The 23,310-nt window shown below is 57.4% G+C and carries 18 protein-coding genes; 8 read left to right on the top strand and 10 right to left on the bottom strand.

Annotated features, from left to right (window positions below; all coding sequences use genetic code 11):
• Nucleotides 1-16 precede the first annotated feature (16 nt).
• From E9954_RS32265 to E9954_RS04105, 5 genes are all read left to right on the top strand, one after another.
• A complete protein-coding gene (locus E9954_RS32265) occupies nt 17-832 on the top strand; it encodes a class I SAM-dependent methyltransferase (protein ID WP_168441947.1) in 816 nt (271 codons plus the stop codon).
• Nucleotides 829-1,809: a glycosyltransferase gene (locus tag E9954_RS04120; protein WP_168441946.1), complete on the top strand. Its 981-nt coding sequence runs from the start codon at nt 829-831 to the stop codon at nt 1,807-1,809. The genes E9954_RS32265 and E9954_RS04120 overlap by 4 nt, the downstream gene beginning before the upstream one ends.
• The gene (locus E9954_RS04115) at nt 1,809-2,924 is read left to right on the top strand and encodes an aminotransferase class I/II-fold pyridoxal phosphate-dependent enzyme (RefSeq protein WP_136077960.1); all 1,116 of its coding nucleotides are present in this window, start codon (nt 1,809-1,811) and stop codon (nt 2,922-2,924) included. Before E9954_RS04120 ends, E9954_RS04115 begins: the two co-directional genes overlap by 1 nt.
• Nucleotides 2,925-3,243: 319 nt before the next feature.
• Nucleotides 3,244-4,077 carry an ATP-grasp domain-containing protein gene (locus E9954_RS04110; RefSeq protein WP_136077959.1) on the top strand — a complete coding sequence of 278 codons (834 nt, stop codon included), beginning with the start codon at nt 3,244-3,246 and terminating at the stop codon, nt 4,075-4,077.
• Nucleotides 4,077-4,922, top strand: coding sequence for a class I SAM-dependent methyltransferase (locus E9954_RS04105; protein ID WP_136077958.1), 846 nt, complete (start codon nt 4,077-4,079; stop codon nt 4,920-4,922). The genes E9954_RS04110 and E9954_RS04105 overlap by 1 nt, the downstream gene beginning before the upstream one ends.
• Here E9954_RS04105 and E9954_RS04100 read toward each other — a convergent pair whose 3' ends face one another.
• From E9954_RS04100 to E9954_RS04085, 4 genes are read right to left on the bottom strand one after another with little or no spacing between them, the layout of a single operon-like run.
• Nucleotides 4,923-7,292 (bottom strand): glycosyltransferase family protein, encoded by a 2,370-nt coding sequence (locus tag E9954_RS04100; protein WP_136077957.1) that lies wholly within the window; start codon nt 7,290-7,292, stop codon nt 4,923-4,925.
• 18 nt (nt 7,293-7,310) lie between these two features.
• Entirely contained in the window at nt 7,311-9,308 is a 1,998-nt protein-coding gene (locus tag E9954_RS04095) for a glycosyltransferase (RefSeq protein ID WP_136077956.1), read from the bottom strand.
• Entirely contained in the window at nt 9,305-10,825 is a 1,521-nt protein-coding gene (locus tag E9954_RS04090) for a glycosyltransferase family 39 protein (protein ID WP_136077955.1), read from the bottom strand. The genes E9954_RS04095 and E9954_RS04090 overlap by 4 nt, the downstream gene beginning before the upstream one ends.
• 4 nt (nt 10,826-10,829) lie before the next feature.
• The gene (locus E9954_RS04085) at nt 10,830-11,342 is read right to left on the bottom strand and encodes a GtrA family protein (protein ID WP_136077954.1); all 513 of its coding nucleotides are present in this window, start codon (nt 11,340-11,342) and stop codon (nt 10,830-10,832) included.
• A 176-nt stretch (nt 11,343-11,518) separates the two neighbouring features.
• Here E9954_RS04085 and E9954_RS04080 point away from each other — a divergent pair, with 176 nt between their 5' ends.
• The 3 genes from E9954_RS04080 (at nt 11,519) to E9954_RS04070 (ending at nt 16,279) form a co-directional block, all read left to right on the top strand.
• The gene (locus E9954_RS04080; RefSeq protein ID WP_168441945.1) at nt 11,519-14,674 is read left to right on the top strand and encodes a glycosyltransferase family 117 protein; all 3,156 of its coding nucleotides are present in this window, start codon (nt 11,519-11,521) and stop codon (nt 14,672-14,674) included.
• A 157-nt stretch (nt 14,675-14,831) separates the two neighbouring features.
• Nucleotides 14,832-15,842 carry a glycosyltransferase family 4 protein gene (locus tag E9954_RS04075; protein ID WP_136077952.1) on the top strand — a complete coding sequence of 337 codons (1,011 nt, stop codon included), beginning with the start codon at nt 14,832-14,834 and terminating at the stop codon, nt 15,840-15,842.
• A 56-nt stretch (nt 15,843-15,898) separates the two neighbouring features.
• On the top strand, nt 15,899-16,279 hold the full coding sequence (locus E9954_RS04070) for a hypothetical protein (protein WP_136077951.1): 381 nt from the start codon (nt 15,899-15,901) through the stop codon (nt 16,277-16,279).
• Between the two features lie 67 nt (nt 16,280-16,346).
• Here the strand turns inward: E9954_RS04070 and pnp are convergent, their stop codons facing one another.
• The 6 genes from pnp to E9954_RS04040 all read right to left on the bottom strand — a co-directional run bounded on the left by pnp (nt 16,347) and on the right by E9954_RS04040 (nt 23,205).
• Nucleotides 16,347-18,452 (bottom strand): polyribonucleotide nucleotidyltransferase, encoded by a 2,106-nt coding sequence (pnp, locus tag E9954_RS04065; RefSeq protein WP_136077950.1) that lies wholly within the window; start codon nt 18,450-18,452, stop codon nt 16,347-16,349.
• Between the two features lie 244 nt (nt 18,453-18,696).
• Entirely contained in the window at nt 18,697-18,960 is a 264-nt protein-coding gene (rpsO, locus tag E9954_RS04060; protein ID WP_136077949.1) for a 30S ribosomal protein S15, read from the bottom strand.
• A gap of 147 nt (nt 18,961-19,107) precedes the next feature.
• The gene (locus tag E9954_RS04055; RefSeq protein ID WP_136077948.1) at nt 19,108-19,671 is read right to left on the bottom strand and encodes an anthranilate synthase component II; all 564 of its coding nucleotides are present in this window, start codon (nt 19,669-19,671) and stop codon (nt 19,108-19,110) included.
• A 35-nt stretch (nt 19,672-19,706) separates the two neighbouring features.
• A complete protein-coding gene (locus tag E9954_RS04050; protein ID WP_136077947.1) occupies nt 19,707-20,084 on the bottom strand; it encodes a GxxExxY protein in 378 nt (125 codons plus the stop codon).
• Nucleotides 20,085-20,114: 30 nt separating this feature from the next.
• Nucleotides 20,115-21,638 (bottom strand): anthranilate synthase component I, encoded by a 1,524-nt coding sequence (trpE, locus tag E9954_RS04045; protein ID WP_136077946.1) that lies wholly within the window; start codon nt 21,636-21,638, stop codon nt 20,115-20,117.
• A 100-nt stretch (nt 21,639-21,738) separates the two neighbouring features.
• Entirely contained in the window at nt 21,739-23,205 is a 1,467-nt protein-coding gene (locus E9954_RS04040) for a phosphohexomutase domain-containing protein (RefSeq protein ID WP_168442308.1), read from the bottom strand.
• Nucleotides 23,206-23,310: the final 105 nt, after the last annotated feature.

The following is a 23,310-nucleotide window of genomic DNA, read 5'->3' as shown; positions in this document are numbered from 1 at the left end:
GAGAAAGCCCTGTAGGATGAAGCCCACAAGCCAACATTTGAAAGAAGTCGCCGGGGAATACGACCGGTTCCTAAAGGATATCGCCCACCTTGCGTCGGACTATGGCGAAAGCGACATCCGCAAATACCTTGTCCAGCACCGCGCACGCATCTCATCGCAAATCGCCATCCAGCTCGGAATCATAGAGAAAGAAGGCTTTGGGGAAGGGAAAATGCTCTCGATGGGTGGTTGGCCGGGAATCGCCTTGGTCATCCTCAACCGGCTGACGGGCATCAAAGGGACCCTGCTCGACCATCCTGCCTTGCTGACCGGAACCATGGCCGGCTTTTATGAAGCCCAAGGCTTGGAAACGGTTGCCTTCGACTTTGCCAAGGCCGCCGAACAACCCCTACCTGTCGACGGGACGTTCGAGGTGATCGAATGTTGCCAATGCATCGAACATTGGAACTTCAGCCCGATCCCCGTCTTCCGACAAATCTTCTCCGAACAGCTTTCGCCGCAGGGCCGCCTATTGGTCACAGTACCGAACGCGGCAAGCCTCTATCGGCGGCTTGCTGCCATGGCGGGACAGAACCCCTACCCCTCCATGCAGTCCTTCATCGATGTGGACGGGGAAAAACCGGGGGCCGAGGTCTCGCCGCACTGGAGGGAATATACCCGCACGGATCTTGCGATGCTGATTGCGCATTGCGGCGGTTCCTGCATAAAACTCCGTACAGCATCCTATCCTCCAGCCCACTACAACTCACCCGCCCAGCGACTCTATTCCCTCTTCAACAACCTTCATCCCTGTCTCAAGGAAAATGTAGAAGCCGTTTGCAGGAAAGCATGAACCCCGCCGCATCCATGAACCCAAACGGAATCGCGCCCATCCTCATTTCGGTCTACGACCGCAAGGAGCATCTGCAACGTTGCATCGAAGCTCTCCTTTTGAACAAGGAAGCCAGCCAAACCGTGCTATATATCGTTTCCGACGGTGCGAAGGATGAAGACCGCAAGAGAATCATCAGGGAGATCCGTACATACATCCTGGGCATCGAGGGCTTCAAGGAAGTCCGCACCCGCTTTCGCGAAGAAAACTGGGGCATGCGGGCGTCGGCCATGGACGCCATTGCATGGGTTTTCTCGGAACACGCCAGCCTTATCCGCATGGAGGACGATATTGTCTGCTCCCCGCACTACCTGGAGTTCCTGAACCAAGGGCTGCAAACCTACCGGAATGACGAGCGGGTGTTCTGCATCTGCGCCCACACCCATCCGCAATACAAGCCGCCGGCCAACTATCCACACGATGTTTTCCTCTGGCGCTCGTTCTCCCCATGGGGCTTTGCGATGTGGAAGGATCGCTGGGAGGATCTCCTCGAAGCCACGGAAATGGAACGTAAGCGGCTGGACGACCCGACCGTGTGGAAAGCCTATTGCCGCAACCGCCCGATCCTCTCGTCACGCAAGAACTATCTTGAAGGCGTTCTGCACAACGATGCGCGCATCAACCTCCATATGTTTCTGGAGGACAAATATGCGATCTACCCGAACAAGGCCTTGAGCATCAACAGCGGGATGGATGGTTCCGGCACCCATTGCGGTCTCGGATGGACCTATCCCAAACAGCTATTGAACGACGCACCGGTGCAACTGCCGGGCAACCTCGAACCCTCCAGGAAGATCCATCGCAAACTATACCGCCTCCAATATTCGCTGCTGAACCATGGCGTTGGCGGCATGTTGCGCTCGATGGGTTGTTTCGATACAGTGTATGCCATGGTGCGCGGTCTATTCGGTTCCGCACCGAAACGGAAGAAGGCTTGATGAAAGAAGAACAGACATTGCATGTTGGTGCCCCGAATATTGGGAGCCGTGAGCGGTTTTTTGAAAGGGCGAACAAAATGTTCGACCGGCGCTGGCTAACCAATCGTGGCGAGTTGGTCCAGGAGTTCGAGCAAGCGGTGGCGGACTACCTGGGCGTCAGGCATTGCATCTCGATGTGCAACGGCACCGTGGCTCTGGAAATCGCGATCCGGGCGCTCGGTCTCTCCGGCGAAGTCATCATTCCCTCGCTCACCTTCATCGCCACCGCCCATGCGCTGCAGTGGCAGGAAATCACGCCCGTATTTTGCGACATCGACAGAAATACCTATTGCATCGATCCTGCGGAAATCGAAAAGCACATCACCCCGAAAACCACGGCCATCATGGGCGTCCACCTCTACAGCCGCCCGTGTGATATCGAAGCCTTGCAATCCATCGCCGACAAGAACGGACTCAAGCTTCTGTTCGATGCCGCCCACGCCTTCGGTTGTTCGCATAACGGCCGGATGATCGGTAACTTTGGCGAATGCGAAGTGCTCAGCTTTCATGCCACCAAGTTTTTCAACACCTTTGAAGGCGGCGCCATCACCACCAACAACGACGAACTGGCCGAAAAGATCCGGCTCATGCAAAACTTTGGGTTCCAGGGCATGGACAATGTTGGTTACATCGGAACCAACGGAAAGATGAGCGAAATCTGCGCCGCCATGGGACTGGTCAATCTAGAGGAAATCGGAACCTTCCTCGAAACCAACCGAATCAACTACACCGCCTACCGCAAAGGACTGGCCGGAATCCCCGGACTCAAGCTCATCGAATTCAACGACGCCGAAAAATGCAACCGGCAATACATCGTGGTCGAGGTGGGGAAAGAATACCCCCTCTCCCGAGACGAACTGATGGAAAAACTGCATGCCCAAAACATCCGCGCCCGCCGCTATTTTTGGCCGGGTTGCCACCGCATGGAACCCTACCGATCCCTCCAACCCAATGCCGGCATGATGCTCCCAGCCACCGAGGAAGTCGCCGAACGCATTCTCGTGCTTCCAACCGGAAGTGCCGTGAGCGAAGAAACCGTTTCGAATATCTGCCGACTGGTGACCCCGAATGGGTAGGGACAGAATGCGATCCAAAACATGCTTCATTGTTTTTTCGGGATTCAACGAACGTTCCGTCATCTGTCTTTGCAGAACGCTGAAAGAACTGGGGGTTCCCTTTTGCATCATTGCCTTGTCCAATAACGATCCCATCTACCAAACGGACTATGCTGGCAACATTGCCACCCATCGGCAACATCCCCAGCTTGATCTTCCGGGAATTGACGCATGCCTTAGGAAGGCGATGCAATCGATCCCCGCAACAAAATATATCATTGCACCGTCCTCGGAATTCCTGAACATCTTCCTGTTGGACAACCGCAGGCATTTCGAGGCCATGGGACTGGAAATTCCGCTTCCGGAAAGAGCCGTCTACAAACAACTCTCGGACAAACAAGCATTCGCCACACTTTGCCAAACCAACGGAATTCCAATTCCCGAGGAAATTCCCAGAAATAATATTGGGGACAACCTGCCGATAGTGGCGAAACCCATATGTGACATTACCAACGAGGGAATCCGCGTCGTTCCCGAAATTCTAGAAACTGCAGCCGATCTTCGGCGATTTCGTGAAACGTGTGACGAAACTTTTTATTTCTACCAACGCTACATCAAAGGGGCATCGTATTATTTCCTGATTTACCGTCATGCCAATGGCGAAACAAACACGTATTCTCAACGCAACCTGCTACAACAACCCAACGGGAAGTCCATGGTTCTGGCCACGGGTTCAGACCTATATCTGACTTCATGGATAACACCTTACCTTGAACTCTTGGAAAACCTGGACTACCGGGGACTGGCCATGATCGAGGTCAAGGAACAGGGGGGAAAATACTATATGATTGAAGCCAACCCCCGGATGTGGGGCCCCGCCCAGCTCATGGCCGATGCCGGCAGCAACCTCTTCATCAGCTTCATCAACGATTACACAGGCACCTCATTCCCGTGGCAAAGGGAGGGCGGGCATAACCTCTATTCATGGCAAGGAGGCATAATGGAAGTCATCGAACGCGGGGAAAAACTGGACGCCCATGCGGAAATTAAGGAAGTGCTTGAAACCTTGCGATCGGAAAGTTTGCAGGATATATATGGACGTTCCGACACAGCAAAGGCCTTTAAATCGGGCAATGTCGCAATCAACAGCAACAACATCAGGAAAGTCGTTTAATGGACATCATTGAAAAACTCCGGGCACTATATGCCGACGAATCCAAGCATTCCATCTATCAAAACACACCTCAGTTCATCCGTGAAAAGCTTGGTTATACCGAAACCATCGATGAAAACTGGCGCGGCGACTCCGCCCGTTGGGACTACCTACGAAAGAATATGAATTTTTCGGGGAAAACCGTCCTAGATGTCGGGGCGAATACCGGTTTCTTCGCGTTAAGCATTGCCCACGGCACTCCGAAAGCCAAGGTAACCGCGTTGGAGGGAAATGAAAACCACTCCCGCTACATCGAAACGATCGCCGACTACTTTGAAATACCGAACATGCATGTTTTGCATCAATACCTCGGGATGACGGAGCTCCCCTCCCTTGGCAAATACGACACACTACTGCTGTTCAATGTACTTCACCATGCGGGTGTGGACTTTGACCAGGATCATATGGGATCAGAGGAAGGCCTTTTCGACTACTGTGTGTGCTACATGGAGCAACTCGCGAAAAAATGTAACCAGGTGATTTTTCAGATGGGATACAACTGGGGCGGCAACAAGCAGCATCCGGTCATTGAACTTGACGATGATGCAGGAAAAGTTTTCTACACGGCTAAATTCATGCGGCAAGCTAGATGGAAAATCGAGTGCGTACTGATGCCAAGGAAATGCGTAGGGAAGTCTTACCCTGCGGAGCTGAACAAGCTTGATGCATCCATTTTGACAGCACTGAACTCAGGTGAACTTGACGCAGCGCAAACAGAAATATCCAAAGCACTCGACCCTAATACGGCGAACTTCAGCGAGTTCTACCGCCGCCCCCTCTTCATCTGCAACAGCCCGTCCGCATAATCAACCGGCTCGCCTGCATACCACCAATATGCCAATTGAAACAGCCGATGCCACCAGCCCCGCCAATTGCAGGACGGAACCCATTTTCTTGGCCGTGCATTTGAAGACGACTTCCTTTGTTCCAGCGGGGACGTGGATGCCCATGGAAAGGGCGTTGCTCCGGAAGACCGGTGTTTCCTGGCCATCGACGTAGGCCTTCCACTGTGGCTGGAAGCGCTGGGTGAACAGCAGGACGGAATCGTGCTTGGCATCCACCTGCACCTTGACCGAGCTGGTTTTCCATTCAACGGAGACGGGTTCAACAAAGCCGGTTCCGGTTGCCGCCGGAAGGTCGGCATCGACCAGTACCTGTTCCATCAAGTTGTTCTGTTTTGAAAAGAGCTCGCCCATCATCTGCTCCGGTGCGACCTTCTTCCAACCACTGAATAGCGATAGGCGCGGCAGCGTTTGCTGCAGCTCGAGGATCACCTGGTCCTGCGCACGTTCCGGCCTGGCCATGGATTGCACGATCAGTTTTCCGTCCGCCCCCATGCCGAAGCGATAGAACATGACCGGCTTGAAGACATCCTTTGGCAACTGGTTGACCGCGCCGACCGGCGCCAGGGCATATTTAACCGAGGTGGATTGCAACAGGGCAACGATGTTTTGGTTAGCCCCGGCCAGGTAGTCCTTGTATTCCTGACTCAGGCGCGGCGCCTGCCAAAACCAGAAGCCCTTGATTCCGTGCAAGGGGAAATCGACACCAATCCAACGGTTGTAAATGCCGTTTCGGTCGAAGGTGAAGACCCGGTTCTGCCCGTTGTTTTCCTTCAGATAGTTGATAACAAGGTTGCCCCGCCGCATTTCGGCAAGATCGTCGGCGTGGAAATAGTGCTTTGTAAGGTAGAGTGAATCAACCACAGGAAACAGGCAGGCCAACCCACAGAACAAGGCGGCGGTTTTTCCGGCGCCCTTGGCGGCAAGCAGCGAGAAGAGGCCGGCGGCGACGGCCGCATAGAACGAGCTGGCCATCATACGCTTCAAAATCAACGGCGAGGAATCGCCCCACGCAGTCAGTTTGCCCTCGAATCCCGAAGCCCCGAGCATGAGCGCCAAACCGCTCAACAGGAAACAGCCCCCCACGGTCGCGGCGCAAATCCAGACGCGCTTCCTGGCCTTTTCCGATTCCAGCATGGCATCGATCCCATAGGCGGAGAGAATGCCCAGCACAATGCCGAGGTTGTGCAGGAACTTGATTGGTGCGCGGATGCTGCCGAAAAGCGGCAGCTTGATGACCAGCTTGTACAACGGCGTGAACTTGCCGAATGCCAGCACCAGCAACACCAGCGCCATGATCCACCAAAAGATCAAGGTAGCCCGCTCCCCGCGTCCTTCCTTGCGGCCACCAACCGAAAAGAGCGCGGCCAAGGCAAGGATGAATGGAACGAGGCCGAGGTAGACACTGTCGAGCCGGAAATTCTGGAAGCCCTGCTTGGTTCCCGGCCACTCGGCCGACTGGCCGGTCTTGCCCCAGTAGGGCGCATCCGGGTCGCCGCTCTTCCAGCCCATGAAGCCGGGGGCGAGCAAATCCGGGAACTCCTGGGGCGGCTGGCTCCATTGCGTAATGAAATTCCAGGTGCCGTCCGTCGACTCGTTGACGGAAGAGGCCTGAACCACACTGGTCTTGTAGGCAGAGAGGGCCGTACCGACCGAAAGAACCAGCCCGATCAACGCAATGGGTAGCAGCGTGGACGCCCAGTCGAGTGGCTTCTTCGGCGAGGTTTGCACAAGGCGGAACAGGGCATAGGGAGCGAGGACTACGCCGAACAGCAAACCAATGTCCTGTTGCGAAAGCAGCATGAACCCGACCGCCGTTCCGCAAAGCACGGCCCAGCAAAGGCGTCGCAGCCCCTGCGCGGCAAGGCTCTTTTCGAGTAGCACCAGGGAGGCGGTAAAGAAGCAGGCAACACCGAGCTTGCCATAGTGCCCGGCCGCGGCCAGTGTGGCCGACCCTAGCCAGAAGGCCGAAACCGCTCCGAAGAACGACGCCCCCCAGCTCCGTTCCCGCAACCGCAGGAAGACCAAGAGCAGGAACGACGACACCACTAGCGTGAGCGGTGCGTAAAGATCGTTAAACAGGAACGGTGGCAGCGCGGCGTGCAGGAAGCCATAGGGAGAAAAGCGCGGGTTGCGGACGGCCCCCAGGATGAAGCCCCCATAGCTAGGCGCAAACATTTCCCCCATCTCCGGCCGGCCACCGGCGATCTGGCCTATGTTTGCATCCGATGCGGCAAAGGCGTTGTCCGCCCCCAGCGCACAGCGGAAGACCACTACCGCCAGCAGAACCAGCAGAACCAGTGCGGCGGCATAGCCCGCCCACGCCTTTTTCATGAACCCATTTTCCTTCACTCAACCGTCCTCTGTCTTTTGTTTCAGAATAAACCAGGTCGTAACCACCAGCCCCAACATGTTGGCGCCCCCCGCAACGGCAATGATCTCGAAGGAGTTGCCGTGGAAAAGTTGCACTCCGCCATAGTAAAGCAGTGCCGAAACCACCACGATGGCCGCCGCCTTGAAGCGCCGTTGCGCCAGCAGTAGCGAGGAGTTAATCCCGAGCAAGACCGAAATGCCCATCACGACCGCCATCCAGCGCGTCTGGGCAATCAAGTCTGGACTGGGCTCCAGCACCCGGAACAGGAAGCCCAGCAGGAAGCGCGGAAAAAACACGCAAAAAAGGAACGACCCGGTCAGGAAAAACGAGGTGTAGGCCACCCCCCGCAGATAGATCCGCCGGTGCTCCTTCGTGAACTCCCCGGAGGAGGACACTTTCGGAAACATCGCCATCGTGACCGATGCGGTCAGGAACACCACCATGCGGCCAAGCGTGGCCGCCTTGGCGAAATCGGTTTCAGCCGGCAGGAAATGTTTCACGAAAACCACATCCCCGTTCATCAGCAGCGCCATGCCGAACTGGATGAAAAAACACTGGAAAAGGTAGAGCCGGAAGCTCGGAAGCTTTTTGCTATCGGCCGGAAAGCGGACAACCAGGAGCAGGAGCACCACCATCGTAATCAGCAGGTTGATGTATGCGCCGCCCACGTGCCCGACCAACGCCCAGCCGCAGGCCGGGAAAAGCAGCAGCACCAAGGCCGCACCAATGGCGACACGCCCGATCGCCCCGGCAACCGAGGCCACCGCGGACCAGCCGAACTGCTGCATGCCGCGCAGCGTCCCGCCAACGACCGGGGTCAGGAACAAGGCCGGCAAGGCCGCCGCCGAAACGACGACCGGGGCAATGCGCTCCAAATCGAACAATGCGGCAATCTGCCTGGCAAACAAAATACAGACGGCCGCACTGAGGATCGATGGAACTCCCGCAATCAGCATCCATTTCCGCACCAAGCGTTTGACCGTCCCCGAACGTCCCTCCTTCAGCAGAAGGCTGGTATAGTGCGTGGTCGCCGTCGCCAGCGTCCCCAGCGGACGCGAAACGATTGCAAACAGCGAAAGGAAGGTTGCAAGCAAGGCATAGTCGACCGGGGAAAGCGCCCGCACCACCACCATTTGGAACGCCACGTTGCACACGTTCGCCACCATCGATGCCATGAAAAGCATCATGGCATGGCAGAACAGGGAATCGCGCCGGAGGAATTCGACGATGCGGGCAAGGAACTGATCGTAAAGCCGCACGGTGAACTTCAGCGGCGAATACAGCAACCGCATGCGTACGATGGCCAGGAACATATCGAGCGAGGAGTTGAAGAAGCGGACCTTCGAGCCTTCGATGTCGCGCCAGACGGTGGGTTCCTCGGCGACGGTGTAATTGTGGCGCTTGAGCTGGTAGAGGATGTCGACGTCGAAGGCGAAGCGGGTGGTGCCGATGTTCGGCAGGATCGCGTTCCAGGCCTCGGCCTTGAAGATTTTGGCGCCGCACTGGGTGTCTTTGTATTTGAGGCCGAGCAGGATGCGGGTAATCCAATTGAACGTTCGGGAGGAAAGCAGACGCATCGCCCGTTGCGGAATAACCACATCGGCCCCTTTCATCCAGCGCGAGGCAATCACGCCATCCTTGCCGGCGGCGATGGTGTAGAGCCGGAAAAACTCCTCTGGCGAGGTGGCGCCGTCGGCATCCACAAATCCGATATAATCCCCAACCGCTGCCTTGGCGCCAAGAATGACCGCCCCGCCCTTGCCAATACGATTCGGTTCGTCGATGACGCGGATGTTGGAATGGTTCCTGGCGATATCCTTGGCCACCACGGCGGTGGCATCGGTGCAGCCGTTGGCAACAAGAATAATCTCGGCTTCTTCGCCCAGCTCATGGGCGAAGAACTGCGCATAGGCATCGAGCACCGGCGGCAGCCGCTGCTCTTCGTTGTGCGCGGGGATAACGATGGAAAACTTCACTCGGAATCCTTCAGTTTATAAATGGAAAGCGTGGTGTGGGCTTGCCCGAAGCTAGCCAGTTCCTCGACCTTTTCAAAGCGGGCTTCAACGATTTCGGCAAACTCGGCGGCATCGTTTTCCGCCACGGGAGCGACGGCCGGGCATTCGATGGCGAGGCCGTAGCCGCTGAAGGCGGCCAGGGGGGCATCGGTTTGATTTAGGAGTTGGATGAGCATTTCGCGATTGAGCAGGTGGAACTGTTCGGCCTGCTCGCGCGGCATGTCCGGATAATAGCAAAAAGGGCCCAGCTCCATACCGGATGGAACCGAGACCCCCGCCTCGACGGCTAAATAGGTGTCCTGTGTCAACAATACGTCCTTTTCAGGCATGTTTTGGCGAACAACGCCCGCCGCCTCGCGCAGGGTTTGCAGATCGTTCTGCTCTTTGAACTGCCACCAGATGCGGTCGCGGCCGCGCACGAACCAGTCCATGTTGACCGGCGAGGAAAAGGCGGCGGCGGTGGTGGATAGCAGCAGCAGCACCAACCCCGGGGCAATCCATTTTTCCTTGAGCTGCGGCAGCAAACTTGTTGCAACGGCGGTGGCCAGAATGGGATAGGCGATGGCTTGGTAGTCGTCGTACGGAAAGTTGGCGGAGAGGTGGACGAGGCTGATGCCCGCACCGCACAGCCACAGCAGCAGGGCAAACGGATTGCGGAAGCTCTCTCTGGGGGAAAAGCAGAATGTGGCGAGCGCCAGGAGGGTGAAGATGAAATAGGCCTGCACAAAGCGGGAGACAAAACCGGTTTTGAGCACCAGCAGTTTGCCTAGCCCGCCGCCATCGCGACCGGCGTGGTATTCAAGCAAACCAAATTTGGTTTGTTCGAAGGCGGAAACGAAGAATGGAAGATAGACGGCCAGCAACACCAGTCCGCCGCCGACACCGAACCAAAACCAATCGAGCCGCCGTTCGCGCTGGAAAAGCAGCCAAACACCGGCGACCGGCAACACGACCCCCGCCGAAAGCCGTGTTCCGGCGGCGAGCGCCAGCAACGCACCGCATACCAGCGCCCCCCACCGGTTTTTGAACGAAAGGGCAAAAAAGCCGACCGAAAGGAAAAAGGCGCAGAGCCCATAGGTTTTCACCACGGTCGTGAAATAGCTTTGGTAGACGTTGCAGGCGACCAGCAAGAAGACCGCAACACCAGCCGCGCTTTTGTTTTTTTCCGAGAGTCGCCACGCCGTGGCAGCGGCGAACAGTGCGGCCAGCAGCCCCATAATAGTTGTGACCAAACGTCCTCCGGCAACGCCCAGCGCATCCACCACCGGATAAAAGATGGCGTAGACATGCGGAAGAACCGGCCCCTGGGTAAATGCGAAGTCGGCGTAGGGCGCGTGGCCATCGCGCACCATTTTGGCGGCATAGAGGTACCACCCCTCGTCCTGGTTCAGGTTGCCATGTTGCATATTGAGCGCAGCCAGCAGCACGGCCAGGGCAGCGGCGGCAATCCCAATGGCTGGAATAAGCTTCCGGTTCAAGCCATCACCCCTTGAAGACAAACTTTTTTCGCATGGTGAAGTTGGTCACCATGGCGCACGCAAACACGAAAAAATAGCTCCACGAAACCTGCCAACCGAACTGGCTGATCAGCAGACGGCTCAACCAAGTGAAAACCACGAACGAGATCGTCGAGAACAGATAGAAGAGGCCAACCTCCTTGAAGCGCTGGTGGCGCCCGCCCTGGAAAACGAACATCGCGTTGGTCACATAGGCCGCCGTATTGGAGGCGAGGAAGGCCACCACCTTGTTGATCACGAAGTTTCGGAGCAGCACCTCCTCCGGCACCGCCCCGATTTTCCAACCAAACACCCCGATCACCATGCCGAACGGATCGCCCTCGCGCAGGCTCGGCAGCAACAACCAGGCCATCAGGTAGAACACGGCCACATCCACCACGAAGGTGATCCCGCCGCAGAACAGGTATTTGATGAACTGCATGGAAAGCTTGTCCTTGCTTCGGAGGAATTCGGCCAGATTGGATAGGATCGTCTTCATAATATGGAATAAACGGGACAAGAGTAAGCCGCCCCGCTCCCTCAATGCGAGTATTTTTCGTATTTGATGCACCGGGGCAAAATACCCATCAACTTCATTGTAACGTGGGTGCACACTTGACCTGAAGGCTGTTTAATCTATCCTGTAGGTTCATTTTGCAAATGGAGAGAATCGCTTTGAGTACTGATAAGTTTTTCCGCAAATCGGACTGGATCGCCTGCTGGGCCACCTTCGCCATCTCGTTGATCGTCTACACCCTGACCCTCCAACCCACGCTCGGCCTTGAGGATTCCGGCGAGCTGGTGGTTGCCTCCGACTATCTCGGCGTGCCGCATCCGCCGGGTTATCCGATTTGGTCGTTGCTCACCTGGTTCTTCCAATGGGTCTTCCACGGCGTTAAGTTCCACGGGCATCCGAACCCGGCCTGGGGCGTCAACTTTTTCTCGGCCTTCGCCGGTGCCGCCGCCTGTGGCGCACTCGCCCTGCTCATCAGCCGCTCCGGCATGGACCTGCTGCGCAGCCTTAAAAAGGAATCGAGCATGCTGGGCGAAGGCACGGAAAGCCTGTTCTGCTCCGTGGCCGGCATTGCCGGTGGCCTCTTGCTGGCGTTTGGCCAGGGCATGTGGTCGCAGGCGGTGATTGCCGAAGTGTATACCTTCAACATTTTTTTCCAGTCGCTGGTGCTGGTTTTCCTTTACCGCTGGATGTCGCAACCCGGCCAATCCAAGTGGCTCCTACTCTGCGCATTCGCTTTCGGCCTGGGCATCACCAACCACCAAACCCTCATGTTCATGGGGCTGGCCATTGCCGCCGCCGTCCTTTTCAACGAGCTTGAAATCTTCCAGCTCAAGCATCTGGGCTTCATCCTCGGCGCCTTTGGCGCCCTGGTGCTCTCCCTGATTGGCGTCTATTTTGGCAACCTCTTCATCCAGATTCTCGGCATTGTGGCCTGCATCGCCTGCTGCATGCTGATCAGGCATCCGTTCCTGGTGCGCGATTTCATCGTTACCGGCTCGATGTATATTTTGCTGGTGGGCTTCAACAAATGGGCCGCCACCTCGCCGGAGCATGCCAAGTGGATGTGGGTCGCCGGCCCCGCCGAAGCCGGATTCTGGATCTGGACGCTCTACGGCTTGCTCGTCCCGGTCGTCGCCACCTTCGTGCTGCCCAAGGGCAAAATTGTTGGCCCCACCTTCCTGGTGATGTTCATCGGCCTCGCGTTCTACCTCTACATGCCGCTCTCGTCCGACCAGAACCCGCCGATCAACTGGGGCTATCCGCGCACCTGGCAGGGCTTCATGCACGCCATCACCCGCGGCCAGTACGAACGCGTCAAACTCGCGCACGTCTTCACCCCGCGCTTCCTGGAGCAGGTCGGCACCTACCTCATGGACCTGCGTTCCCAGTTCTACTGGCCGATCGCCATTCTGGCCGCCATCCCGTTCGGCTTCGGCTGGAAGACCGGGAAAAAGAACATTGGCTGGCTGGTCACGACCTTTATTGCGTTCCTCTCCGTCGGCATCGTGTTCATGATCCTGCAGAACCCGAAGACCGACATCCAGAGCCTGTTCATCGGGCGCGTGCAATACATCCAGTCGCACGCCATCTTCGTCATCTGGCTCGGCTACGGCATCCTATTCCTCATGGCCTTCCTTGAAACGATGGCCAAGAACAACAAGATCACCAAAATAGTCGGTGTGCTCCTCGTGCTGCTCCTGCCGTTTGCGCTGATCTACAAAAACTACAACAACGAGGCCCAACTCAAGGTGGTCGGCGGCGCCGAGCAGGACGGCCACGACTTTGGTTGGCAGTTCGGCAACTGGCAGCTCGAAGGCGTCAAGGGCATCGAGGAAGACATGCGCGCGTGGTATTCCGAGGCGGAGTTCGAAAGGCTGTGGGACGAATACCCCAACAAGGCCTATCCCCCGCCCATGGGCACCAACGCCATCTTCTTCGGCGGCACCGACCCGGGACGCTTCGTGCCGACCTACATGATCTATTCCGCCAAGGTGCGTCAGGACGTCTACCTCATCACCCAGAACGCGCTGGCCGACAACACCTACATGAACGTCATGCGCGACCTCTACGGTGACCAGATCTGGATTCCCTCGCCCATCGACTCCAACCGCGCCTTCCAGCTCTACGTCCAAGGGGTCCAGAACGGAACCATCCAGGCCGGGGCCGACGTCAAGACCGAAGGCGGCAAGGTACAGGTGCAGGGCGTCGCCGGCGTCATGCAGATCAATGGGTTCCTCAGCCGCATGATCTTCGACCACAACCAATACCGCACCGAAACCAAGACCAACGAGAAAACCCGGCCGGTCGGCGCGGCCCTCGTCCCATCCGATCCCCCGCTCGGCCAGGATGGCAAGCCGCCGCTACGCACCTTCTATGTTGAGGAAAGCTATGTCCTGCCTTGGATGTACCCCTATCTTACGCCGCACGGACTGATCATGAAGATCAACAACAAGCCCACCCCGCTCTCGGCGGAAATGGTCAAGAACGACACCGACTTCTGGAACTGGTATTGCGACCGCCTGCTCAACGATCAAAAATTCATTCGCGACATCGTTGCGCGAAAGTCGTTCTCCAAGCTCCGCAGCGCCCTGGCCGGGCTCTACGCCGCCCGTGGCAAGCCCAAGGAAGCCGAAGCCGCCTTCCGCCAGGCCGTCGCCCTATACGACCTCAGCCCCGAAGCCAACTTCCGCCTGGCCGACCTCATCTCCAGGCAAGGCCGCTTCGACGAGGCCATCGCCCTGTTCGATGAGTTCCTTGAAAAGGATCCGAACAATGACAAGGGCGCAGCCTTCCGCGAAAACCTCAAACGGATGAAAACCATGACCGCCCGCCGCGAGGAACTGGAGAAAAAGATCCAGGAAGATTTCAAGGCCAACCAGTTCGTCTTTCCCGAAATAATGGAGCTGATCGCCATCCAGTTCAATTCCGGCCTGGCGCGCAACGGCGATGCGCTTGGCCGCCAGATTATCGCCAGCAACAAGCTGAAGCCGGAGGAAATGATGGCGCTCGCGCAGTTCATGGCCGAGAAGCGCCAGTTCCAGACCGTCGAACTCGCACTGAAGAAATACACCGCCGCCGTACCCCAGGATCCAAACGGATGGATCAACCTGGCCGGCCTTCAGCTGGCCCTCAACAAACGCGGCGAAATGTATGTTTCGCTCAAGAAAGCCATCGAAGTGGGAGGCGAACCCGTCCGTAGCCGTATCCGCAAAGACCAGCGCTTCGATTCGGTTCGCAACACCAAGGAATTCCAGCAGCTCGTCCCGCCGCAAGCCAAAACAACCATGGGACTCGCCCCGTTGCCGGGTTTATAGGCCCTCCTTTCCATTTCCCTCTAAAACCATGCTGATCCAATTAACCGCGAAAGAACGCAGAGAACGCAAAAACAGTGGGAGAATATTGAATTTCCTCTTTGCGTTCCTTGAGTTCTTTTGCGGTTACAACCTCCCGTTCCATAGCCGCGTTTAGAATGTGAAGATCCTCATATACGACGACAATCCCGACTTTGGCGGCCATCAGGTCATGGCCTGCCACGGGATCGAGGCGCTGGCCGCCGAACCCTCGGCCGAAGTCGTCTGCCTGATCAACCCCGCCAACCAAAAACTGGCGGAACGGCTTCGCGGGGCAGGCATCCCTGCCTGCCCGGCGCAGGAAAAGATGCCTCCGGCCGACCTCGTGCTCTGCATCCAGGGCGACATTGCCCAATCCACCAAGGGCATAAAAACCGCGAAACAGGCCGGTATCGAATGCGCCAGCTATATCGCCATCCCGCACCGCATGGCCGACATGGGCGCCAAACTCGGCGCACTCCGCGACCGCCTGAACCAACACCGCTTCAACACCCCCGACCGCTTCATCACCATCTCCAAAAGCATGAAGCAAATCATGCTCGAACGTGGCTGCGCCAAACCAATCTCCATCGTTCCCAACGGGATTCCCGCTCCCGGCATCCAACACCAACCATCGGAGCCAACAACGCTGGGCGTCATCGGGCGCATCGAGTTCAACCAAAAACAACAGGACTTCATGGTGCGCGCATTCCTGAACGAGTCCGCTTTCAAGGGTTGCCACCTCCTCCTCGTCGGCGGCGGACCGGATGAAGCCAAACTGCGCACCCTGGTTGCCGGGCAACGAAACATTACCCTGATGCCCTGGCAGGAGGACATGGAAGCCATCTACGAAAAAATCGATTTCCTCATGATTCCTTCGCGCTATGAAGGCGTTCCGCTGGTCATGCTCGAAGCCCTCGCCCGCGGCATCCCGGTCATCGCCAGCGCCCGTGATGGCATGAAAGACCTCCTGCCGCAAAACTGGACGTTCGATCCGGGCCATGCGGATGCCCTCGCCCGCACCCTGCAGGAGGTGCGGGCCAGCTGGCCAAACCAAATCGAACCCCTTCGGCAACACGTCCTATCCGCCCATTCCATGGAAGCCTTCAAACGCAACTTCATCCGCAAGGTTGCCGGAATCAACCCCGAATAAGAATTGCCTCAAAACCACATGGCTCCTAGAGTATCCCCACCAAAACGAGGTATTCCATGGGAACCGAACTCTGCTTTTCCAGCAACAAATCCCGTGCCGACATCACCTGCACCGGGAACCTTGACGGCAAAGGGATGCGCAAGATTGTCGAGCGCCTCACCGCTCCCGACATGCTCCCCCGCCTCAAACAGGTTTTCCTGGATTACACCGCGGTCGAGCACTTTGAGATTAATCTTGCCGACATCCAATACATGGCCGAAAAATGCAATGAGTCAACGCAGGAAAGGCCACAAGTAATTGCCATTGCGGTGGTCACCCGTCGCCTGCTCGCCATCCGCCTGACCCGCATGTGGCAGGCGTTCACCCCCCGCGCCAACGTCGAATTGGAAATATTCCCCAGGGCGGAAGATGCCGAAAGCTGGTTGGAAAAACAGTAGAAGGGCCCACCAAACAAAAAGGCGCCCCGCGAGGGACGCCTTTTGCAGTTTCCTATGGAGGGGAAACTTATTCCGCAGCGGCAGCTTCGTCGTTCAGCGCGGCCTTGCGGCTGAGACGTACGCGGCCCTGGTTGTCGATGTCGATGCACTTCACGCGCATGGCATCGCCCGGCTTGCAGATTGAATCAACACTGTCGATCCGCTCGTTGGCCATTTCGGAAATATGAACCAGCCCTTCTTTACCCGGCATGCATTCGACAAACGCGCCGAAGTCCTTAACCGCAATAACCTTGCCGTCGTAGGTGGTGCCAATTTCGATTTCGGCGGTCAGGGCGTTCACTTCGCGAACCGCCGCCTGCATGGCTTCGGCATCGGCCGCGAAGATGTTGACGGTACCGTCTTCTTCGATGTCGATCTGCGCGCCGGTTCCATCGGTGATGGCACGGATGTGCTTGCCGCCCGGGCCAATCAGGGCACCGATCTTATCCGGATCGATCTTGACGGTGGTGATGCGCGGCGCACAAGCGGCGAGATCTTCGCGCGGTGCCGGCAGCACGCTTTCCATGTAGTCCAGGATATCGCAACGTCCCTTGCGGGCGATTTCGAAGGCTTCCTCGACCTGGTCCCAGTTCATGCCATGCACCTTGAGGTCGACCTGGAAGCCGGTGATGCCCTTGCGGGTACCGACAACCTTGAAGTCCATGTCGCCGCAATGGTCTTCGATTCCGAGGATGTCGATCACTTCAACAGAAGCGCCGTTATCGTCGGTGAAGAGGCCCACGGAGATCCCGGCAACCGGTGCCTTCAGCGGAACGCCGGCATCCATCAGCGCCATGCAGCCGCCGCAGGCGGAGGCCATGGAGGAGGAGCCATTGGAGCCCATCACTTCGGAAACCACGCGCACGGTGTACGGGAAGTCTTCCGGCATGACCGGGGCAATGGAGCGTTCGGCCAGGTTGCCGTGTCCGATTTCGCGGCGTCCGGTCATTCCCAGACGGCCGACTTCCCCCACCGAGTAGGGCGGGAAGTTGTAGTGCAGGATGAAGTTCTTTTCGTCCACACCGCCGGTAACGGCATCGAAGCGCTGGGCTTCTTTCTTGGTGCCGAGGGTCACGGTGCAGATGGTCTGCGTTTCGCCACGGCCGAAGATGGCCGATCCGTGCGTGCGGGGCAGCACGCCGACCTGGCCTTCGAGGTCGCGGAGCTCGAGCATGCCGCGTCCGCCGATGCGGGTTCCGCCTTCGGTGACGTTCTTCCGGACGGTTTCCACTTCGAGATCGTGGAAGGCATGGAAATATTCATCTTCGGTCATTTCCGCGAAGAGTTCCTGCATCTGGGGTTTGAGCTCTTCCTTCAGGGCCGATACGGCGTCCTGACGCTCCAGCTTGCCACCAATCTTCATCAGTTCCTTGAACTTTTCACCAACGAGTTCGCGGGCCTTGTCGACCAGCGTGGTATCCTTGGGTTCCGGAGCGTAGGTTTTTTCCGGCATGCCGAGCGCCTTGCGGAGTTCGAGCTGGCCGTCGATGATTTTGACCACTTCAACGTGGGCCGTCTTCATGGCTTCGATGAAATCGGCTTCCGGGATTTCCTGGGCGCTGCCTTCGATCATCATGACCTTGTCGCGGGATCCGCAGTAGGTCAGGTCGATGTCGCTGGCGGCGAGCTGGTCGTGGTTCGGGTTGATGATCCACTGTCCGTCGTTGCGCACAATGCGGACGGCGCCGATCGGGCCGTTGAACGGCAGGTCGGTGAGGGTCAGCGCGGCCGAAGCGGCGTTCACGCTGAGCACGTCGGTGTCGAGCGTGCCATCGCAGCTCATCAGCATGTTGTTGATCTGGACTTCGCGGTGGAAGTTGTCCGGAAACAGCGTGCGGATCGGACGGTCGGTAACGCGCATGGTGAGGATTTCCTTCTCGGAAGGACGCGCCTCGCGCTTGATGTATCCGCCCGGGAAACGACCGGCCGCGTAAAACTTTTCGCGGTATTCGACCTGGAGCGGGAAGAAGTCGCACCCTTCGCGCGCTTCTTTTGCAGCGGTAACGGCGGAGAAAACAATGTTGTCGCCAATTCCGCAGGTTACGGAGCCGTGTGCTTGCTTGGCCAAAAGGCCGGTTTCGAGAACCATCGACTTGCCGCCGACTTCGAATTCTACTTTGGTTGTACCCTTCATACTAAAATTGCGCCCTTGCCATAAATTTTATTCCGAAGAGCGCACCTTTCTATTGTTTAGCCCCTGCGGGCTGGATTATTGGAAGGCTGGAAGACGGGATGGATGCTTGTTTCGCTCCCCGATCTTCCATGAATCCAACCTTCCCTTATTGCGCCGCCCAACGGGCGGACTTTAAACGACGCAAGCCCTTTAGAAATAAAGGGCTTGCGAACGAATACGGATTTCAGAGCATCCGGATAGACGATTATTTACGCAGGCCGAGCTTACCAATCAGCTCTTTGTAGCGTGCATCGTCTTTCTTCTGTAGGTAGCTCAGCAACTTGCGGCGCTTGTTGACCATCATAATGAGGCCGCGACGCGAACTGTGATCCTTGGAATGGCCCTTAAGATGCTCTGTCAATTCCTTGATGCGCGAGGTGAGAAGCGCAACCTGAACCTCGACGGAACCGGTGTCTTGCTCGCTGCGCTTGAATTCGTTTTTAACTTCAGCTTTGACTGCTTGATCCACGTGTGGACTCCTTAATTAGTTTCTTTCTTTTCCAAAAGTAAGAGCGGGACTATACGGATCGCCCCCCCCTATGTAAAGCACTGTTTCCCCGCCTTTTTTCATGCTTTTTCCAAGCAGCAAGAGCCGCTTCCGAATGGGCCCAACAGACTAGAGATCCAGGAAATTCTGGAGGAGCTGCTTGCCTTCCATCGTCAGGATGGATTCGGGGTGGAACTGGACGCCATGCACCGGGTGCTCCTTGTGTTTCACTCCCATGATTTCGCCCTCGGCCGTCCAGGCGGTGATCTCCAGACAATCCGGCAGGGATGCGCGCTCGATGATCAGGGAATGGTAGCGGGTGGCGTCGAACGGGCTCGGCAGCCCTTTGAAGACGCTCTTGCCTTCATGGATCATGGGCGAGGTTTTGCCGTGCATCAGGCGGTCGGCGCGGATGACGTTGCCGCCATACACATCGCCAATCGACTGGTGGCCGAGGCAAACGCCGAAGAGTGGCAGGCGAGGGCCGAACTCGCGGATGATATCGCACGAGATGCCGGCCTCCTTCGGTGTGCAAGGGCCGGGACTGACCAGCACCTTTTCCGGATTGAGGGCAACGGCTTGCTCGACGGTGATTTCGTCGTTGCGGAAGACCCGCATTTCCGCGCCCAGCTCGCCGAGGTATTGCACGAGGTTGTAGGTAAAGGAATCGTAGTTATCTATTACTAAAATCATATCTTATCTCTCGCAAAGGCGCAAAGACGCCAAGGTTACAGACCATTAACCACCCGTGTAATGCCGTTTTTTATCAGGCTTTCACCAAAGTTAATCAACAAACCCAGCTTTCTGCCAGAAAGCTTTAAATATGTAAGCAACTGTTTTTTATGAACATCCTTTACATGCTCAATGGACTTGAGTTCTATAATGACCTTTTCATCAATAATCAAATCCGCACGGAACCCCTCACCCAATACCCTGCCCTTATATTTGATCGGAATCGGAACCTGACGATGAACGGATAAGCCTCGCCTCTCCAGCTCATCCGCCAAAATCACTTCATAAACACTTTCCAACAGTCCCGGCCCGGTTTCCTTGTGGATATGCAACGCGACATCCACCACTATCCGAGCTATATCGTTTTCACTCATCTCTTTGCGCCTTTGCGTCTTGGCGAGAGGTTATTTCCCTATCCGGGCGGCGTGGTAGTGCTTGGCGAGGGCGAGGGCCTTCATCATGCCGCGTGCCTTGTTGCGCGTTTCCTCGTATTCGTTGATCGGCACGGAGTCGGCGACGATGCCGGCGCCAGCCTGCACATAGGCTTTGTTTTTGTCGAGGATGACGGTGCGGATGGTGATGGCCGAATCGAAGTTGCCGTTATAGTTGAAATAGCCCACCGCGCCGGCATAGGGCCCGCGCTTGCTCTTTTCAAACTCGGCAATGATTTCCATCGCCCGGATCTTCGGCGCCCCGCTCACCGTGCCCGCCGGGAAGCTGGCGCGAACCACGTCATATTCGTCGTGCGCGTCGGAAAGCCGGCCGGTTACATCGGACACAATATGCATCACATGGCTATAGCGCTCGATGACCATCAGGTCGGGCACCTCGACGGTATTGAAGTCGCAAACGCGGCCGATGTCGTTCCGGCCCAGATCGACCAGCATGATGTGTTCGGCGCGTTCCTTCGGATCGGCCAGCAAATCTTGTTCGAGGGCCAGATCCTCCGCCGGGGTTTCACCGCGCGGGCGGGTGCCGGCAATCGGGCGGACTTCCACGTTGCGGTCTTCGCAGCGCACGAGGATTTCCGGGGAGGTGCCGACAATGGCGCTCTCGCCCATGTCGAGGCAATACATGTAGGGAGAGGGATTGATCGAACGAAGCGCCCGGTAGACATCCAACGAATCGGCTTCGTTTTCCACCTCGAAGCGCTGCGAGAGCACGGTCTGGATCACATCACCGGCGCGGATGTATTCCTGGGTCTTTTCGACCATCTCCAGGAATTCCTCCTTCGTGGTGTTCGACTTCGGCTCAAGCGGTTCCACTTCGTCGTGCGTATCGATCAGCACGCGTTCGATCGGCGTCTGCAAGGCCTCGCAAAGTTCATCGATCTGCGCCAGCGCCTTGTCGTAGGCGGCGTTGGGATCATCTTCGACATGCGCATTCGCCACGATCTTCAGGTTATGGTTCACCCGGTCGAAGGCAATCAGGCCATCCGTAACCATGAACACCATATCGGGGTTTCCGATCTCGTCGTTCCCAATGATGGGAACGCGCGGCTCGAACTGCGAAACCACATCGTAGCCCAGAAAACCCACCGCCCCGCCGATGAAGCGCGGCAAGGCCGGATCGTCCACCACGGGCGCGAACTGCCGCATGTGGTTTTTCAGCGCCTCCAGCGGATCGATATCCTCGATCACCACCGGTTCGCCGCCATTCGTGGCGATTTCCACCCGGCGCCCATAGGCGCGCAGGATCGTGCGCGGGGTGCCGCCAATGAAGGAATAGCGGCCAATGTTCTCGCCCCCCTCCACCGACTCCAGCAGATAGGTGTGCGACGCATGGTCGCGCTCGCGCAAAAACTTGCGCACCCGTTCATAGGCCGAAACCGGCGTCTCCTGGTCGGCGAGGACTTCCTTCCACACCGGCACCAGGTTCCCCTGCTTCGCCTTTTCCAAAAATGTTGCTCTATCCGGAACGATTGCCATGGTTTTTCTCTTGGTTAAAAGAGTGGATGGTAACTTTTGCGATTTTCGAAGCAACCAAAAACGTGATGAGTGAAGCGTGAGACGAGAGGAGCATCACCGATCACGCATCACTTTTCATGCGAAGAAGAATCTGCATCGACTGATTTTGCATCTCCTGCACGCGCTCCTCGGAGTCGGCCTCGTTGTAGCAGCGGAACTCGGGCGCGTTGCCGGAAGGACGCATGTGCAGCACCTCGGAAGACTCGAAGGTCACGCGCAATCCGTCGGTGAGATCGATGGAGCCCACCTTGCCGAACACTTCGCCAAAGGCGTCTTCGATCGCGGAAACCTCGTTGAACCGCTCAATGATCTTGCGGCTGTCCTCGGTCGGGAAATCCTGGATACGGTCGCTGGCGGTGAAGCGTTGCGGCAATTCGGCCAGCAAGGCGGAGATGGGTTTGCGTTCCTGAATCGAAAGCAGGATGATGCACAGCACAGGAAGCACAGCATCGCGCGTCGGCAACGCCCGCAGCTCCTTTCCATTGATCGGGAAATCGGAATTGGTCAGGAAGCCGCCGTTGGCTTCGTAGCCAATAACACCCTTGCAACCGGCGAACGAGGCTTCGATCATCGAGGCCACCACGAACGGCGAGCCGATCATCGTGCGGCGGATATCCTTGAACCAACCGCACTTTTCCACCGCAGTGTTGCAGCTGACGGGGGTGCTTACGGAATCGGCGCCGAGATATTTCGCCGCCAGGATGCAGGACACATCGCCGCGCAACCAGTTGCCGTTCTCGTCGGAGATCAGCGGCCGATCGCTGTCGCCATCGGTGGAAAGAATGGCATCGAACCCGTTTTCGGCCGACCACTCCTTTGCCAGTTCGACGTCCTCCGGCCGGATGGCCTCGGTATCGACGGGGACAAACGTGCTGGAAAATCCGAGCGGGGTAACCTTTGCCCCGAGGCCGGAAAAGATTTCGATCAGCACATCGCGCCCCACGGCCGAATGCTGGTAGATGCCCAGCTTTGCGCCTTGGAGACAATCCTTCGGGAAGGTGCGGAGATAGCGTTGGATATAGTTGATCCGCGCATCGATGTTTTCCTCGGGCAGCCCAAAGCCTTCTCCGCCGAAAACGGATTCATCCACATCGACAACCTGTTCACGGATCTGCTCCTCGTCGAATTTAAGGATTTCGCCGGTGGGCTTGTTGAACTTGATGCCATTGCGGTCGGCCGGAATGTGGCTGCCGGTCACCATGATGGCGGGGCAGACGTTTTCCAGACCGTAGAGCGCCACCGCCGGGGACGGAATCCGGCCGCAGTTCACCGGGTGGTAGCCCATGTCGGACGCCGCCTTCGCCACCGCCCCCATGATCCGCCCGGTGCTCGGGCGCAGGTCGCCGGCAATGGCCACCGGCTCGCCGGCCTTCTTCAGCTCGCCGGTCTCCTCCAGATATTGCAGGAAGCCCTTCGTGTAGGTGTAGCAGACCTGGTCGGTCATCTCGGCCGCCAGGCCGCGTGCGCCGCTGGTACCGAACTTCACGCCGCTCTGTTGCATCAGGTCGTTGATTTTGATTTCCATGATTCCTCATCTCTCTGATTGCGTAATGCGTAATGCGTAATGCGTAATGCGTAATGCGTAATGCGTAATGCGTAATGCGTAAAATGAAAGCGCGCCCCACCCTGCTAG

The organism is Pontiella desulfatans, from assembly GCF_900890425.1.
Lineage (GTDB): Bacteria > Verrucomicrobiota > Kiritimatiellia > Kiritimatiellales > Pontiellaceae > Pontiella > Pontiella desulfatans.
Note: the sequence above shows the minus strand (reverse complement) of the source record. Positions and strands in the feature narration are given on the sequence as shown.